At 43.5% G+C, this 14083-nt stretch carries 16 protein-coding genes and 1 other annotated feature; of the genes, 14 read left to right on the top strand and 2 right to left on the bottom strand.

The features are described from left to right. The first annotated feature begins 89 nt into the window (after positions 1-89). From MHH54_RS12580 to pheA, 9 genes are all read left to right on the top strand, one after another. Positions 90-881 (top strand): M23 family metallopeptidase, encoded by a 792-nt coding sequence (locus MHH54_RS12580; RefSeq protein WP_342500300.1) that lies wholly within the window; start codon positions 90-92, stop codon positions 879-881. Continuing rightward, positions 874-1743: a M50 family metallopeptidase gene (locus MHH54_RS12575; protein ID WP_034620586.1), complete on the top strand. Its 870-nt coding sequence runs from the start codon at positions 874-876 to the stop codon at positions 1741-1743. Before MHH54_RS12580 ends, MHH54_RS12575 begins: the two co-directional genes overlap by 8 nt. Positions 1744-1809: 66 nt before the next feature. Further along, positions 1810-1882 (top strand) — a sequence feature (ribosomal protein L21 leader region). A gap of 12 nt (positions 1883-1894) precedes the next feature. Next, positions 1895-2203, top strand: coding sequence for a 50S ribosomal protein L21 (gene rplU, locus MHH54_RS12570; protein WP_003216781.1), 309 nt, complete (start codon positions 1895-1897; stop codon positions 2201-2203). Between the two features lie 14 nt (positions 2204-2217). After that, positions 2218-2556, top strand: coding sequence for a ribosomal-processing cysteine protease Prp (locus tag MHH54_RS12565; protein ID WP_003216478.1), 339 nt, complete (start codon positions 2218-2220; stop codon positions 2554-2556). Positions 2557-2568: 12 nt separating this feature from the next. Further along, complete coding sequence (gene rpmA / locus MHH54_RS12560) at positions 2569-2853, top strand: 50S ribosomal protein L27 (RefSeq protein ID WP_003216586.1); 285 nt, start codon at positions 2569-2571, stop codon at positions 2851-2853. A 254-nt stretch (positions 2854-3107) separates the two neighbouring features. Continuing rightward, positions 3108-3692, top strand: a complete 585-nt coding sequence (locus MHH54_RS12555) for a sporulation initiation phosphotransferase B (RefSeq protein WP_003216825.1) — start codon at positions 3108-3110, stop codon at positions 3690-3692. 30 nt (positions 3693-3722) lie between these two features. Beyond that, a complete protein-coding gene (gene obgE, locus MHH54_RS12550) occupies positions 3723-5009 on the top strand; it encodes a GTPase ObgE (RefSeq protein ID WP_003216191.1) in 1287 nt (428 codons plus the stop codon). A gap of 55 nt (positions 5010-5064) precedes the next feature. Beyond that, positions 5065-5508 (top strand): ACT domain-containing protein, encoded by a 444-nt coding sequence (locus tag MHH54_RS12545; RefSeq protein ID WP_003216269.1) that lies wholly within the window; start codon positions 5065-5067, stop codon positions 5506-5508. A gap of 18 nt (positions 5509-5526) precedes the next feature. After that, positions 5527-6405: a prephenate dehydratase gene (gene pheA, locus MHH54_RS12540; RefSeq protein ID WP_003216746.1), complete on the top strand. Its 879-nt coding sequence runs from the start codon at positions 5527-5529 to the stop codon at positions 6403-6405. Positions 6406-6429: 24 nt separating this feature from the next. Here the strand turns inward: pheA and MHH54_RS12535 are convergent, their stop codons facing one another. Next, complete coding sequence (locus MHH54_RS12535; RefSeq protein WP_003216377.1) at positions 6430-6972, bottom strand: transcription repressor NadR; 543 nt, start codon at positions 6970-6972, stop codon at positions 6430-6432. A gap of 3 nt (positions 6973-6975) precedes the next feature. Beyond that, entirely contained in the window at positions 6976-8127 is a 1152-nt protein-coding gene (locus MHH54_RS12530) for an IscS subfamily cysteine desulfurase (protein WP_113387189.1), read from the bottom strand. 85 nt (positions 8128-8212) lie between these two features. On the opposite strand from MHH54_RS12530, the gene nadB reads away from it, so the two are divergent. The 5 genes from nadB to MHH54_RS12505 all read left to right on the top strand — a co-directional run bounded on the left by nadB (position 8213) and on the right by MHH54_RS12505 (position 14078). Further along, complete coding sequence (gene nadB / locus MHH54_RS12525; protein WP_106032655.1) at positions 8213-9787, top strand: L-aspartate oxidase; 1575 nt, start codon at positions 8213-8215, stop codon at positions 9785-9787. Next, positions 9769-10632, top strand: a complete 864-nt coding sequence (nadC, locus tag MHH54_RS12520; protein WP_342500299.1) for a carboxylating nicotinate-nucleotide diphosphorylase — start codon at positions 9769-9771, stop codon at positions 10630-10632. Before nadB ends, nadC begins: the two co-directional genes overlap by 19 nt. Next, the gene (nadA, locus tag MHH54_RS12515) at positions 10619-11728 is read left to right on the top strand and encodes a quinolinate synthase NadA (protein ID WP_342500298.1); all 1110 of its coding nucleotides are present in this window, start codon (positions 10619-10621) and stop codon (positions 11726-11728) included. Before nadC ends, nadA begins: the two co-directional genes overlap by 14 nt. Positions 11729-11859: 131 nt before the next feature. After that, positions 11860-13137 (top strand): SafA/ExsA family spore coat assembly protein, encoded by a 1278-nt coding sequence (gene safA, locus MHH54_RS12510; RefSeq protein WP_268459514.1) that lies wholly within the window; start codon positions 11860-11862, stop codon positions 13135-13137. 323 nt (positions 13138-13460) lie between these two features. Next, a complete protein-coding gene (locus tag MHH54_RS12505; protein ID WP_003216228.1) occupies positions 13461-14078 on the top strand; it encodes a YhcN/YlaJ family sporulation lipoprotein in 618 nt (205 codons plus the stop codon). Positions 14079-14083 lie beyond the last annotated feature (5 nt).

Below are 14083 nucleotides of genomic sequence, written 5' to 3'. Positions count from 1 at the left end.
CGATTCGATCAGAATCGGTCTTTTTGTTGCATATCAGATGAGGTCACCACATAAAATGTACAAACTGTTTGTATGTAAAGGGTGATCTCATGAAAAGTGTGGACGAGTACCGAAAGAAAATCGCGCAGCGCCGCAAAACGAAGCAGTCAGCTGCTCCATCTAAGAAGACGACTTTCAAGAAAAAAGAGGATATCCCTCCATGGGTCATGCTGACAGAGGAAGAAAAGCATTCAGGGTCGTCTTCCTTTGAATCGTCGTCTCATCAGCCGAAGAAATATCAGCATCCGCTATTTAACCCCAATGCCTTTGTGCTGAAATGTTTATTATCTGCGTCTCTTGTGTTGATTGTAGCCATTTCATTTAAAGGTCAGGCAGGGCCGTTTCAGCAGCTGAAGCCGATCATTACGCAGACCTTTGAGCAAGATTTTCAATTTGCTGCTGCCAATCGCTGGTTTGAGAAAACAGTTGGAAACCCCCTTGCCTTTTTAACCGACAAAAAGGAAGACCAAAAAGATGTACAAGCGAACCAAGAACTGGCCGTACCTGCTTCTGGAAAAGTACAGGAATCCTTTACGCAAAATGGAGCAGGTGTCAAAATCGAAACATCGGCTGAAGCGATTGACAGTATGAAGGAAGGCTATGTAGTAGAAGTGAAAAAGAAAAGTGACACAGGGCTGACAGTGGTCGTGCAGCATGCGGATAACACCTATAGCTGGTACGGTCAATTAAAGGAAGCCAATGTGGCCTTATACGATTTTGTCGACAAGGGTGAGAAAATTGGCCAGATCTCACTTGATGATCAAGGAAAGGGCACATATTACTTTGCCATTAAGCAAAATGAACAGTTTATCGATCCTATTCAGGTGATGACCTTTGAATAGATGGCTGGTCATGCTGACGAAAATTCACATTCATCCGCTGCTGTGGATTGTGATGGCGTTTGCGATCCTCTCTGGTCAAATCAAGCCGCTGCTTTGTCTGCTCATTATCGTCTTTGTCCATGAGCTTGGACATGCAGCGGCTGCTTGCTATTATCATTGGCGCATTCGGCGGATTTTTCTACTCCCGTTTGGCGGAGCGGTAGAAGTAGAAGAGCATGGGAACCGCCCGCTAAAGGAAGAGCTGGCGGTCATTTTATGCGGGCCGCTCCAGCATGTACCGCTCCAGCTTATGGCGTGGTTTTTCATGGAAGCTTCTCTTATTTCACACGACATTTTTACGATGTTCACTTTTTATAATATGGCGATTTTCCTTGTGAATCTTTTGCCGATTTGGCCGCTAGATGGCGGGAAATTATTCTTTTTGCTCTTATCAGCATATTACCCTTTCCAACGTGCACATGCCCTTGCCATAAAAGGCTCCCTTGTCTTTTTTAGTCTGTTGACAGGCGGATTACTTTTGTTTGCGCCGCTTCAATTCAACGGCTGGGTGCTGCTCACCTTTTTAGCCTATTCACTCGTGATGGAGTACCGGCAGCGGCATTATGTCAGGGTTCGTTTTTTACTAGAACGTTATTACGGTAAAAAAGAGCAAAAGGTAGAAAAGCTGATTCCGCTGAGAGCGAGCGCTGAGGAAAAAGTATATGAAGTCATGGCGCGATTCCAAAGAGGCTGTAAGCATCCGATTATTATTGAAAGAGATGGCGTGAAAATGAGCCAGCTTGACGAAAATGAACTGCTTCATGCATATTTTTCAGATCGAAGAACTACCTCCTCCATGGAAGAGCTTCTTTTGCCGTACTAGTGATGAAAATACGTTGACATTCTGCGTCTAATTTGATATATTTTTTAATGTTATGGATATGTAGCACCCGTGCTACAACCGCGCGAAGCAGGTGTAAAGAGCCTAAGGCCCCCTGTATTCGGCGAGTCTGAGTTTATTAGGAGGTGCAGAGATGTACGCAATTATCGAAACTGGTGGTAAACAAGTAAAAGTTGAAGAAGGTCAAACTGTTTATGTTGAAAAACTAGCTGCTGAAGCAGGTGAAACAGTAACTTTTGAAAACGTATTGTTTGTCGGCGGAGACACTGTCAAAGTGGGTAACCCTTCAGTTGCTGGAGCAACAGTAACGGCTAAAGTTGAAAAACAAGGTCGCGGTAAGAAAATTACTGTGTTCAAGTACAAACCGAAGAAAAACAACCACAAGAAACAAGGTCATCGTCAACCTTACACTAAAGTTGTTATCGAAAAAATCAACGCTTAAGGCGTGTGAGTGATATGATCAAAGCAACCATTACTCGGTCGGCAGCAGATGAAAGCATTACGTCTTTTCAGATGACTGGACATGCCGAGTTTGCTGAAAAAGGTCAGGATCTCGTTTGTGCAGGAGTATCTGCTGTTGTTTTCGGCTCAGTCAATTCAATTATTGCACTGACAGGATTGGACCCTCTGCTTGATATTGGCGAGGAAGGCGGCTATTTCTCTTTTGAATTGCCGGCTGATACAGATCCAGTATCTTTTGAAAAAGCCCAGCTGCTTTTAGAAGGCATGGTCGTTTCCTTAGAAACAATCGAACGAGATTATCACGATTATGTGAGAATATCTACAAAAAAATAGGAGGTGAACTTCATGCTTAGATTAGATCTTCAATTTTTCGCATCTAAAAAAGGGGTAGGTTCTACAAAGAACGGACGTGACTCTGAGTCTAAACGTTTAGGCGCTAAACGTGCTGATGGTCAATTCGTAACTGGTGGTTCTATCCTTTATCGTCAACGTGGAACGAAAATCTATCCAGGTGAAAACGTTGGACGCGGAGGCGACGACACTCTTTTCGCTAAAATCGACGGAACAGTTAAATTCGAACGTTTCGGTCGTGACCGTAAAAAAGTGAGCGTATATCCTGCGGCACAATAATTGCTAAAAACTCCGGTCATTGACTGGAGTTTTTTTCACTTTTTACAAGTAGTATCGAAGATGAAAAAGAGATGCACTCCATCAATATCAAAGAACGTTTGCTGACTTTGCCTCATTTTCTCCTATAGATCAGAAAAAACAACCTTTCCTCACATAACTAGTGTTTTTCTATGCTGTCTTCTCTGTTATAATTCAGGGAGACATATTGATGATAAGACTCCTAAAAGAGAGACCAAACGATTGGGAGTGCGATAATGGAAGAGATATCAAGTAAACAAAACGAAAAATTAACTCACGTTGCATTAACAAATGAATTGATCTATCTGCTCAGTCGTTCAAGACATGACTGGATGAATAAATTGCAGCTGATCAAGGGCAACTTGACATTAGAAAAATATGACCGTGTGTTTGAAATTATAGAAGAAATGGTCATTGAAGCACAGCATGAATCCAAACTCTCAAATTTAAAAATTCCCCAATTGGCCTATTACTTTCTAACATTTAATTGGGAGTCGCATTTTATCACCTTAGAATACGAAGTGCTTGGTGAAACCCGAGACTTATCAGCATATGAATCGCAGCTGCTAACGGTATCACAGGAGTTGTTTTCGATATTCGATCAATCAGTTTGCCAGAAAACTGAAAATCATTTAACGGTCACGTTCCAAACAGATCATGAAGAGAATGATGTGATCTTATATTTTGATTTCAAAGGAAAATTAACAAGTTTGGATGCGTTAAATGCGTTTCATGACGCAAACTATCCATGTATGAGTGTAGTTCAATTTCATGTGACAAGTCATGAGTCCATGATCGAGCTTTGTTTGAGGCAAGAATGAGATATGTGATGCAGAGAAACGGAGGAAGTTATGTTTGTAGATCAGGTTAAAGTGTATGTTAAAGGCGGTGACGGCGGAAACGGTATGGTGGCGTTTCGTCGTGAAAAATATGTGCCAAAAGGCGGGCCGGCTGGCGGCGATGGTGGAAATGGTGCAGATGTTGTATTTGAAGTAGACGAAGGACTCAGAACATTGATGGACTTTCGTTATAAGCGCCATTTTAAGGCGGATCGCGGCGAGCACGGAATGAGTAAAAACCAGCACGGCCGAAATGCGGAAGAAATGGTTGTCAAAGTTCCGCCCGGTACGGTTGTGACGGATGCAGAGACGGAACAGGTACTCGCAGACTTAACAGAGCATGGACAGCGGGCAGTCATTGCAAAAGGCGGACGAGGCGGACGTGGAAATTCACGTTTCGCAACACCGGCAAACCCTGCACCACAGCTTTCTGAAAATGGCGAGCCAGGTAAAGAGCGTGACGTCATCTTAGAATTAAAAGTACTTGCAGATGTTGGACTTGTTGGTTTCCCAAGTGTCGGGAAATCGACACTGCTTTCAATTGTCTCTTCTGCGAAACCGAAAATTGCGGATTATCATTTCACAACGCTTGTGCCGAACCTAGGAGTTGTCGAAACAGATGATAACCGAAGCTTCGTCATGGCGGATCTGCCAGGACTGATCGAAGGCGCGCACGAAGGTGTTGGCTTAGGTCATCAATTTTTACGCCACATTGAGCGGACACGTGTCATTGTCCATGTCATTGATATGTCAGCACTTGAAGGACGTGACCCGTACGAAGATTATGTGACGATTAATGAAGAGCTTGAGCAATACAATATGAGATTGACTGAGCGTCCACAAATCATTGTAGCGAACAAAATGGACATGCCAGATGCTGCTGACAATCTAGCGGCATTTAAAGAAAAATTAACGGATGACTATAAAGTGTTCCCAATTAGTGCGATCACAAGAGAAGGGCTTCGTGAGCTTTTATTTGAAATCGCCAATCAGCTTGAAACAACACCGGAATTCCCGCTTTATAATGAAGAGGAACTGTCTGATAACCGCGTAATGTACAGGTTTGATGAGGGAGATGCACCATTTGAGATCACAAGAGATCCTGACGGTACATTTGTCATAACGGGTAAAGCACTTGAGCGACTGTTTAAGATGACAGATTTCTCAAGAGATGAGTCCGTGAAACGATTCTCTAGACAATTGCGCGGAATGGGTGTCGATGATGCCTTGCGTGAGCGTGGTGCACAAGACGGCGACATCATTCGTCTGCTTGAATTTGAATTTGAATTTATTGATTGATCAAAAGGAGGGTCCAGTCCATGGGCTCTCCCGTTTTTAAAAGGGGAGAAAACAGGTGAAAGAAGAAACGTTCTATTTAGTAAGAGAGGATGTCCTTCCAGATGCGATGCGAAAAACGCTTGAAGTCAAAAAGCTTCTCGATCGCAAAAAAGCGGATTCAGTTGCCGATGCTGTTCAACAAGCGGATTTAAGCCGCAGTGCTTTTTATAAATACAGAGATGCTGTTTTTCCATTTTATACGATGGTGAAAGAGCAGATCATCACATTGTTTTTCCACCTTGAGGATCGGTCTGGGGCTTTGTCAAGACTGCTTCAAATTGTGGCTGACTCTGGCTGTAATGTGTTATCCATTCACCAAACGATTCCGCTGCAAGGAAGAGCGAATGTCACGCTATCCATTAGCACGGCTGGTATGGCAGATGATATCAATACAGTCATGAATCAATTAAGAAAACTTGAATTTGTCGAAAAAGTTGAAATTCTAGGTTCTGGGGCGTAAAAGGAGAGATCATAGCAGATGAAGCAATTAACTGTAGGTTATTTTGGACCAGAGGCAACATTTACTCATTTGGCCGTATGCTCTTGCTTTCCAGCAGATGCAATGCAGCGTGCCTATGCAACGATTCCGCAATGTATGGATGCTGTGTCAAAAGGCGAAGTCGATTTGGCGGTCGTTCCACTTGAAAATGCACTCGAAGGATCTGTAAACTTAACGATTGATTATTTAATTCATGAAGAAGCGCTGTCCATTGTTGGTGAAATGACAGCACCGATTCGGCAGCATTTGCTTGTCCACCCATCAAGAGCGGAAAGCTGGGAGACATTAGATGTGATCCAATCACATCCGCACGCGATTGCCCAGTGTCATCAATTTCTGAAAAAGCAGTACCCAGATATTCCGCATCGTCCAGTTGAATCAACAGGTTATGCAGCGAAATATATCAGTGAGCATCCGGATGAGGCTGCTGGGGCCATTGCGAATGAAATTGCCGCACAAACGTATGGTTTAACGATTGCAAAAAAAGACATTCATGATTATCCGCACAATCATACACGCTTTGTTATTTTACATAAAGATCCTAAAGCATCGTTCCCAATGAATGCAGGGTTCTCATCGAAGCCAAAAACGACCATTGTCGTCAGTCTGCCAAAGGATGACCAATCAGGTGCATTGCACCGCGTGTTATCTGCCTTTTCTTGGCGAAATCTCAACTTGTCAAAAATTGAATCTCGTCCAACAAAAACTGGTCTTGGACACTATTTATTTATTATAGATATAGAAAAAGAAATGGATGATGTCCTTGTCCCTGGTGCGATTCAGGAATTAGAAGCAATTGGCTGTGAAGTCAAATTGCTCGGCAGCTACCAAACATATGAACTAACGAATGAAAAATAGTGTCCCTTGCAGGACACTATTTTTTTAATCTTTAATTAAAAAGCCAGCATCATCGAGCGCTTGGATGGCTTGGTCAAGCTGCTTTTGACTGTAAGAAGTGAGTGTATGTAAATGCACACCGTCTGTTAGTTCTGACAAGTAGGAGGCGCCCGTGTTAGAAATATGATGAACGAAATCAGCTACTTGCTTGCGAGTGCTGACGCGAATCGAGGCCGTTAGTTCACCGTAAACAGGGTGCTCTATAATCACATCTTTTACCGTCACCCCAAAATCTACAATTAAGGTCAGTTCCTCTTCTGTACGAACAGGATCATGCTTGCAGGCGATGATTTGTTCAATTTCTCTTTCTGGCGCATGCTGAGATGCCATATACACATAGCCTTGACTTGTGGCAATAATGGGTTCGTTTTTTGCTTTCAATAGTGAGATATCTTGTACAATGACTTGTCGAGAGACAGCTGCCTTTTTAGCCAAAAAGCTCCCGGTGAGCGGTGAATCTGTTTCTTTCAGCCACTCTAAAATGGCGTTTCTTCTCTCTTCGCCAATGAGTTTCCTCTCTTGCTCCACGTCTTATGCTCCTTTCTTCTCCTTTTGCAATTGTTCAAATGTATGCAAAAGCTGATCGATGTCCTCTTTTGACGACTTCGATCCAAATGATAGTCGAATGAATTGAAGAGCATCACGGTCTGATACGTGCAATGCCTTCACAGCCGGGGAGGGATGATGATAACCAGAAGCACATGCGCTTCCAGTCGATATACAAATCCCATGCCGGTTACATGCTAACATTACATATTGTCCTTCAAACCCTTCAAAAAAACAACCAATAATATGAGGCAACATAAGGCGATTGCCATTGTTCTGAAGTGTACGAACAGGAAGCTGTCTCATTTTCAGCTGCTGAAGAAAATAATCACGAAGCTGCTCATTTTGCCGTTTTTGCTCATCTAGCTTAAGTATCAATTGTTCGCTCGCAGCAGCAAAAGCACCGATGCATGGAACGTTCACTGTTCCAGGGCGGAAGCCATTTTCCTGAACTGCACTTGAATATAAAGGCTTCCAAGGAACGTGAGCGCCCATATAGACAGCACCAGCGCCCTTAGGTGCATACACTTTATGGCTAGAGATGGATACGGCATCAACCCCAAGCTCCTTGATGGACACACGAACCTTTCCGAATGTTTGCACGGCATCTGTATGAAAAAGAATGTGCCTTTCTTTTAAAATGGGTGCTAATTCAGCGAGCGGCTGGATAATCCCTGTTTCTGAATTAGCATGCTGGATAGATACTAATCCTGTTTCAGGCAATAATGCATCTTTGAGAATGTCCTGAGTGATGATCCCATCTTGATTCGGTTCAATGATCGTAACCTTCGCGCCAAGACGCTCTAAGCTTTTAACCGCATGATGAACAGAAGGATGCTCTACAGAAGTTGTGATGACATGCTGCCTGTCTGCTGGCAGACCATTTGCCATCGATTGAATCGCAAGAAGATTGGATTCCGTTCCGCCGTTTGTAAAGTAGATGCCCTCTGGTTCGCCCTCAAGAATGGCAGCGATTGATTGTCTGCTGTAAGTCAGTATGTCATTTGCTCTTCCGCCTGCATCATGTAGACTGCTTGCATTCCCGTAGCAATCTTTACTTAGCTGCTGAAAAACATGCAGTGCCTCCTCCGAAACAGGTGTAGAAGCTGCGTAATCTAAATAAACCAATCCATCCATCTCCTATAAGAAAATTTTTTCTTGTATTTATTGTAGTGTTGTGTAATGATATGTGTCAAGACAGGTGTAAATGACAGGAGGGGCGATGGTGTCATCAATCAAAAAAATCATTGTGGTGGGATCAGGCATTGCAGCGCTTTCCTTTGCAAAAACCATTTCAGAAAGCTGCGAAGTCATCATGATGACAAAAAAACAATTTTCCTCTAGTAATTCCATGCTTGCACAAGGAGGAATCGCAGCTGCCTTTTCAGCACAGGATTCTGTTCATCAGCATGTACAAGACACATTAGCTGCCGGCTGTGATCACAATGATGAAAGGGCGGTACAAGAGATCGTACGTCTTGGAAAGCATATGGTGGAGCAGCTCGTAGAAGAAGGCTGTCCATTTGATCAAACGGAGACGGGCGTGCCGCAATTAGGTAAAGAGGGGGCGCATACGACTCATCGCATTTTGCATGCAGGAGGAGACCAAACAGGCAAAACCCTCGTGCAGTATTTAAAAAATCAGCTTGGCTCACATATTCATTTATATGAAAATTCCCATGTCGTTGATCTGCTCGTTCACGAAGGAACCTGCATAGGAGTGGTCTGGAAAGATGAGAAAGATCGCGTACATACCATGACCGCAGATGCCGTTGTTTTATCCACGGGCGGCTGCGGCTCCCTATATGAAACAAACACAAATGACCCTTCTGTAACAGGAGACGGACTGATGATGGCTTATCGAGCCGGAGCACAATTAGCTGATCTCGAATTTGTTCAATTCCATCCCACCCTCTTGACGATCGCTGGAAAAGCAGTCGGTCTCGTTTCAGAGGCAGTCCGAGGAGAGGGAGCCTATTTAGAAGATGAAACACGCAGGAGGATCATGAAAGGCATTCACCCACAAGCTGATTTAGCGCCTAGAGATATTGTTGCTAGAGCTATTTTTCATGAGCAGCAATTAGGTCATGAGCTGTATCTCAATATCAGCGAAATTCCACATTTCTCAGTTCGTTTTCCAGCCATTGCTGCAATGTGTGAGCGGGTAGGTGTCGATATGGCAAGCGGCAGGCTCCCAGTTTCCCCTGGTATGCATTTTTTAATGGGCGGAATCTGCGTGAATGAATATGGAGAAACGACGGTTCCATCTCTTTTTGCTATCGGAGAAGCGGCCTGTACAGGCTTACACGGAGCGAACCGATTGGCGAGTAATTCTCTCTTGGAAGGTCTCGTTTTAGGAAACAAAGCGGCACGGAGAATTGAACAAATAGCTAAACAGAAAAAAACAATCCCTTCTTTCTCTATTCAAGAAGTATGGTCCGTCCCAGAGATTTCAGAGGATCAGTTGAGACAATGGATGACGACATATGCCGCAATTGTAAGAGAAGAAAAAGGGCTAAAGACCTTGCTTCAAACATTACAGCAAGTCCCTTATCAGCAAATGAATGTGAAGAATATCACAAGTGAACAGATCGAATTAAGCAATCAATGGGCATTAGCGATTTGCCTTGTGAAGTCTGCATTACTTCGTACAGAAAGTAGAGGCGGTCATTATCGATTGGATTATCCAAATCGGAATGATGCATTATGGCGGGGCGTGCAAATTGTCCATGAAAAAGGCCACATTCACATGATGAAAAATGAAAGGATCGGTGCCAAATGGAACGTTTACAGTTAAAACAAATGCTGACTCATTTTTTCACAGAAGATATTGGTTTTGGAGATGTATCAGCTGATGGCATTTTTGGAGAAAAGAAAGGAACAGCCTATATCATCGCAAAACAATCGGGTGTATTGGCAGGTTCTCAAGTCATTGACATAGGGTACCGCCTGCTGAATGAACAGATTCAGACTGAGTTGTTCTTTAAAGAAGGTGATTGGATTCATTCAGGGGCAGTGCTGGCGAAAATAAAGGGACCAGTCAGCGACTTATTAAAAGGAGAACGGGTCATTTTAAATGTATTGCAGCGCATGACAGGTATCGCCACTTTAACACATGAAGCAGTGCAGCGATTAGCGGACCCGTCGATTACGATTTGTGATACGAGAAAAACGACGCCCGGCTTGCGTATGTTAGAGAAATACGCTGTGAAGACAGGTGGGGGAAAGAATCATCGCTTCGGCTTATCAGATGGGGTAATGATTAAAGATAATCATATCGCTGCATGCGGCTCTATTCATGAAGCAGTAGAGAAAGCAAGAGCATATGCCGGTCATATGGTGAAAATTGAAGTGGAAATTGAATCAGAAACGCAGCTAAAGGAAGCCATAGATGCAAAGGCCGATGTCATCATGTTTGACAACTGCTCTCCGGACGAAGTCAAACGTTTTAAACAAATGACGCCTGAGACAATTCTGACCGAGGCTTCAGGAGGCATCACACTAGAGACATTGCCAAGTTACAGAGGGACAGGTGTCGATCTTATTTCACTTGGTTTTCTGACACATTCTGCCCCAGCATTTGATTTTAGTATGAATATGGAATTCAGTCATAAAGGGGGAACAACTCATGTCACTGCTTGATGTACTTGCGAATCAACATGCAGCCATGATGCCAGAAGACTATAAACACCGCTCTGTTGATGAGATGAAGCAGCGTGTGTTAGACATTAAACGAGCCTTTGGATCAAAGCTTTTTATACCAGGGCATCATTATCAAAAGGATGAAGTCATCCAATTTGCAGATGCAACAGGAGATTCATTGCAGCTCGCACAAATAGCCGCGGACAACAAGGAAGCGGAGTACATTGTGTTCTGCGGTGTTCACTTCATGGCTGAAACAGCAGACATGCTGTCAAATAAGAATCAAAAGGTTCTATTGCCAGATATGAGAGCAGGCTGTTCAATGGCAGATATGGCAAACATGAAACAAACGGATAGAGCATGGGAGCAGCTCACTGGTCTGTTTGGGGAGACAATTCTTCCCCTTACGTATGTCAACTCAACAGCTGATATTAAAGCATTTGTCGGAAAGCATGGCGGGGCCACTGTGACATCATCAAACGCTAAAAAAGTGCTGGAGTGGGCGCTCACACAAAAAGAGCGCATTCTGTTTCTCCCTGATCAGCATTTAGGGCGTAATACGGCCTTTGATTTAGGCATTTCACTTGAAGAAATGGCTGTCTGGGATCAAATAGAAGAAAGGCTCATCACCGATCAGCCGCTTTCCCGCATCAAGATGATTTTATGGAAAGGCCATTGCTCTGTCCATGAGAAATTTACGGTGCGGAATATTGAAGAAACGAGAAAAAGAGACCGTGACATTCAAATTCTTGTCCATCCAGAGTGCACGCATGAAGTCGTCACGGCTTCTGATCTTGCCGGTTCAACGAAATTTATTATTGATACGATCAAGGAAGCACCAGCAGGAAGCAAGTGGGCGATTGGAACAGAGATGAATTTGGTCAAGCGGATCATAGATCAGCATCCAGATAAACAAATCGAATCCCTCAATCCGGATATGTGTCCATGTTTGACGATGAATCGGATCGATCTCCCTCATTTGTTATGGTCACTAGAAAGCATAGAGAAAGGTGATCCGGTCGGTTTGATTCAAGTCAATGAAGACACGACAAAAGACGCTTTACTTGCACTGAATAAAATGCTCGCCATTAAATAATGAATCAGCCCCTCCTATCAGAAAGCAAGTTTTTATCATATCGGCTTGTAAATAGGCATAAATTTATGGTGAAACATATTGTACTTCTGACATAACCGTTACGTTCACGTTTTGCATAGGAGGGGAAAACGTTGAAAATTCATATTGTGCAAAAAGGAGACTCCCTTTGGAAAATTTCAAAGAAATACGGAGTCGACTTTCAAGAATTGAAAAAACTAAATTCACAGCTCAGTAACCCAGATTTGATCATGCCGGGTATGAAGATCAAGATTCCATCTAGTGGTGTTCCTGTAAAAACAGATCATCAGAAAGCAAAAGAAATGCCAAAGCCGAAAGAACATCCGTATGTGAAAGAAAAGCCAAAAGATGTCGTGCAAGTGCAAGATACGAAGCCGAAAGAAAAGCCAAACGAACCTGTACCTTATGTACCGCCAGTGCCAAAGATCGAGCAGCCAGCTTTTCCACAAGTCGATGTGAATTATTATCAGACCAATCTGTACCAGCCATTCACGCCTCCTCCCAAAAAAGAACATCATGAGAAAAAAGATCACGTTCATGAAAAGAAAGATCATGTTCATGACAAAAAGGATCATAAAGATCATGTTCATTATGAGAATAAGGAGCATAAAGACAACAAGGACCATTTCCATCATGAGAATAAGGAGCATAAAGACAACAAGGACCATTTCCATCATGAAAATAAAGGTCATTTAAAAGATGAAGTGGCAAAGGGGTATGATCCGTTTATTCATATTCCGCATCAAAAGGAGGAGGGAAAAGATATGGAGCACAGCAATTACCCAAACCTTCCTAATTTCCCGCAAATGCCGAATGTAGGAGGCGCAGCGGTAGGGGGAATGGCTGAGAATAAGGAACATCATCACCATCACCAGCATCATGACGCATATGATCCTTATTATGGTCATGGTCATTACATGCCGGCAATGTATCCATATCCGCAGCAAATGGTGCCAGCATCGCCAATTTTACCAGGGTCAGGTCTTTGCTATCCTGTCCAGCCATATTATCACCATCACATGATGCCATATCCATACCCAGCGCAGCCGTATTATCCTGCGTATCAAGCGCCAGCTTATTACGGAGAACATTATGAACATCATGCAAACGATGGGCATCACTGGCACCACCATATGCATCCAAATGCCAATGCCAACGCCAATGTCAATGCGAACGTGAATCAAGGCTTTTATCCAAATGTTTCAAATGAAGCTTATGGCAAGGAAGACTGCGGATGTGATGATGGCATGAAGCAGCATCAGCCATGGCCAGGACATTACCCGAATCCTGTACCTTATGGCCAAATGGGGGCTTATCCAGCTCAGCCTTATATGCAGCCATATCCAGGTCAATCTGTTTTTGCAAGACCAGAGGAAGACGAAGAAGAGTAATAACAGAAGGAGCGATCTCAATCGTTCCTTTCAGCGTGTAGACAAACCCTCGCATTCTTTGTCAGGGCTGTGCTCCGGTGCTCACGAATGTCAAATTCGCTCCGCTCCTGTGCTCACCCTTCCTAGACTGCAAAGGTTTTCTATCACGCTGAAAAGAAGAAAAAGGGCTAAAATAAAGATCATTTTAGCAAACTGGAGGGAACGATCTCAATCGTTCCTTTTTTTGTTTATAACTGACAGCTTGATTTTTCCCCAAACTGTACATGCTAAAACAGAGCCTGTTTCGCGCTCATGAGATTGAATTTGTACAGGGGGTTTTTCGTTTGAGACAAAAATGGCAAAAAACGATCGCATTAGTGCTTCTTCCTATTGGGTTAACGGCATGTGGTACAAATGACAATGCAGGTGTAGATACACGTCATAATCAATCAGGTCAGCCAGTCGGATATCATTCGAATAACCGTGCGGATGACAATAACCAAGATCATCAAGGGCCAGTTTCTGAACTCATGGAGGGAATGAACGGTGGGAATACAACGAATGTTGATTATCGCACCCGCCCTCAAGCAGATGATCGAACGCCTCTCGCAGGTGGTGATGGACGCTACAGTCATGGAGATATGAACTATCATAACCAAATGTCGTTCTCTGGCTACGATAAACAAGAGAATGTGCAGCGTTCAAGAAAAATTGCCAATCGCGTCAATAAAATGAACCACGTTGCAGACTCACAGGTGATGGTAACAGATGAAAATGTGTATATTGCCATTAAATCAGATGGACGTCTGACGTCAGAGGGCGTATCACAAGTGGAAGAAGCAGCGACTCGTTATGCGGATGGAAGAGCTGTCCAAGTCATTAAAGACGAGGGAGCTTTCACACGCTTTAGAGATATGAGAAGAACACAATTTGAAACAGGTCAAACAGGCATGACTCGATAAGTTGA

Source organism: Bacillus sp. FSL K6-4563 (assembly GCF_038630405.1).
GTDB classification, from domain to species: Bacteria; Bacillota; Bacilli; order Bacillales; family Bacillaceae; genus Bacillus; species Bacillus pumilus.
This window is presented reverse-complemented; position numbering and strand designations above follow the sequence as displayed.

Coding starts and splice junctions, on each gene's coding strand:
- MHH54_RS12580 (WP_342500300.1), top strand. CDS start 90: ATGAAAAGTGTGGACGAGTACCGAAAGAAAATCGCGCAGCGCCGCAAA.
- rplU (WP_003216781.1), top strand. CDS start 1,895: ATGTACGCAATTATCGAAACTGGTGGTAAACAAGTAAAAGTTGAAGAA.
- MHH54_RS12565 (WP_003216478.1), top strand. CDS start 2,218: ATGATCAAAGCAACCATTACTCGGTCGGCAGCAGATGAAAGCATTACG.
- rpmA (WP_003216586.1), top strand. CDS start 2,569: ATGCTTAGATTAGATCTTCAATTTTTCGCATCTAAAAAAGGGGTAGGT.
- MHH54_RS12555 (WP_003216825.1), top strand. CDS start 3,108: ATGGAAGAGATATCAAGTAAACAAAACGAAAAATTAACTCACGTTGCA.
- obgE (WP_003216191.1), top strand. CDS start 3,723: ATGTTTGTAGATCAGGTTAAAGTGTATGTTAAAGGCGGTGACGGCGGA.
- pheA (WP_003216746.1), top strand. CDS start 5,527: ATGAAGCAATTAACTGTAGGTTATTTTGGACCAGAGGCAACATTTACT.
- MHH54_RS12530 (WP_113387189.1), bottom strand. CDS start 8,127: ATGGATGGATTGGTTTATTTAGATTACGCAGCTTCTACACCTGTTTCG.
- nadB (WP_106032655.1), top strand. CDS start 8,213: ATGGTGTCATCAATCAAAAAAATCATTGTGGTGGGATCAGGCATTGCA.
- nadC (WP_342500299.1), top strand. CDS start 9,769: ATGGAACGTTTACAGTTAAAACAAATGCTGACTCATTTTTTCACAGAA.
- nadA (WP_342500298.1), top strand. CDS start 10,619: ATGTCACTGCTTGATGTACTTGCGAATCAACATGCAGCCATGATGCCA.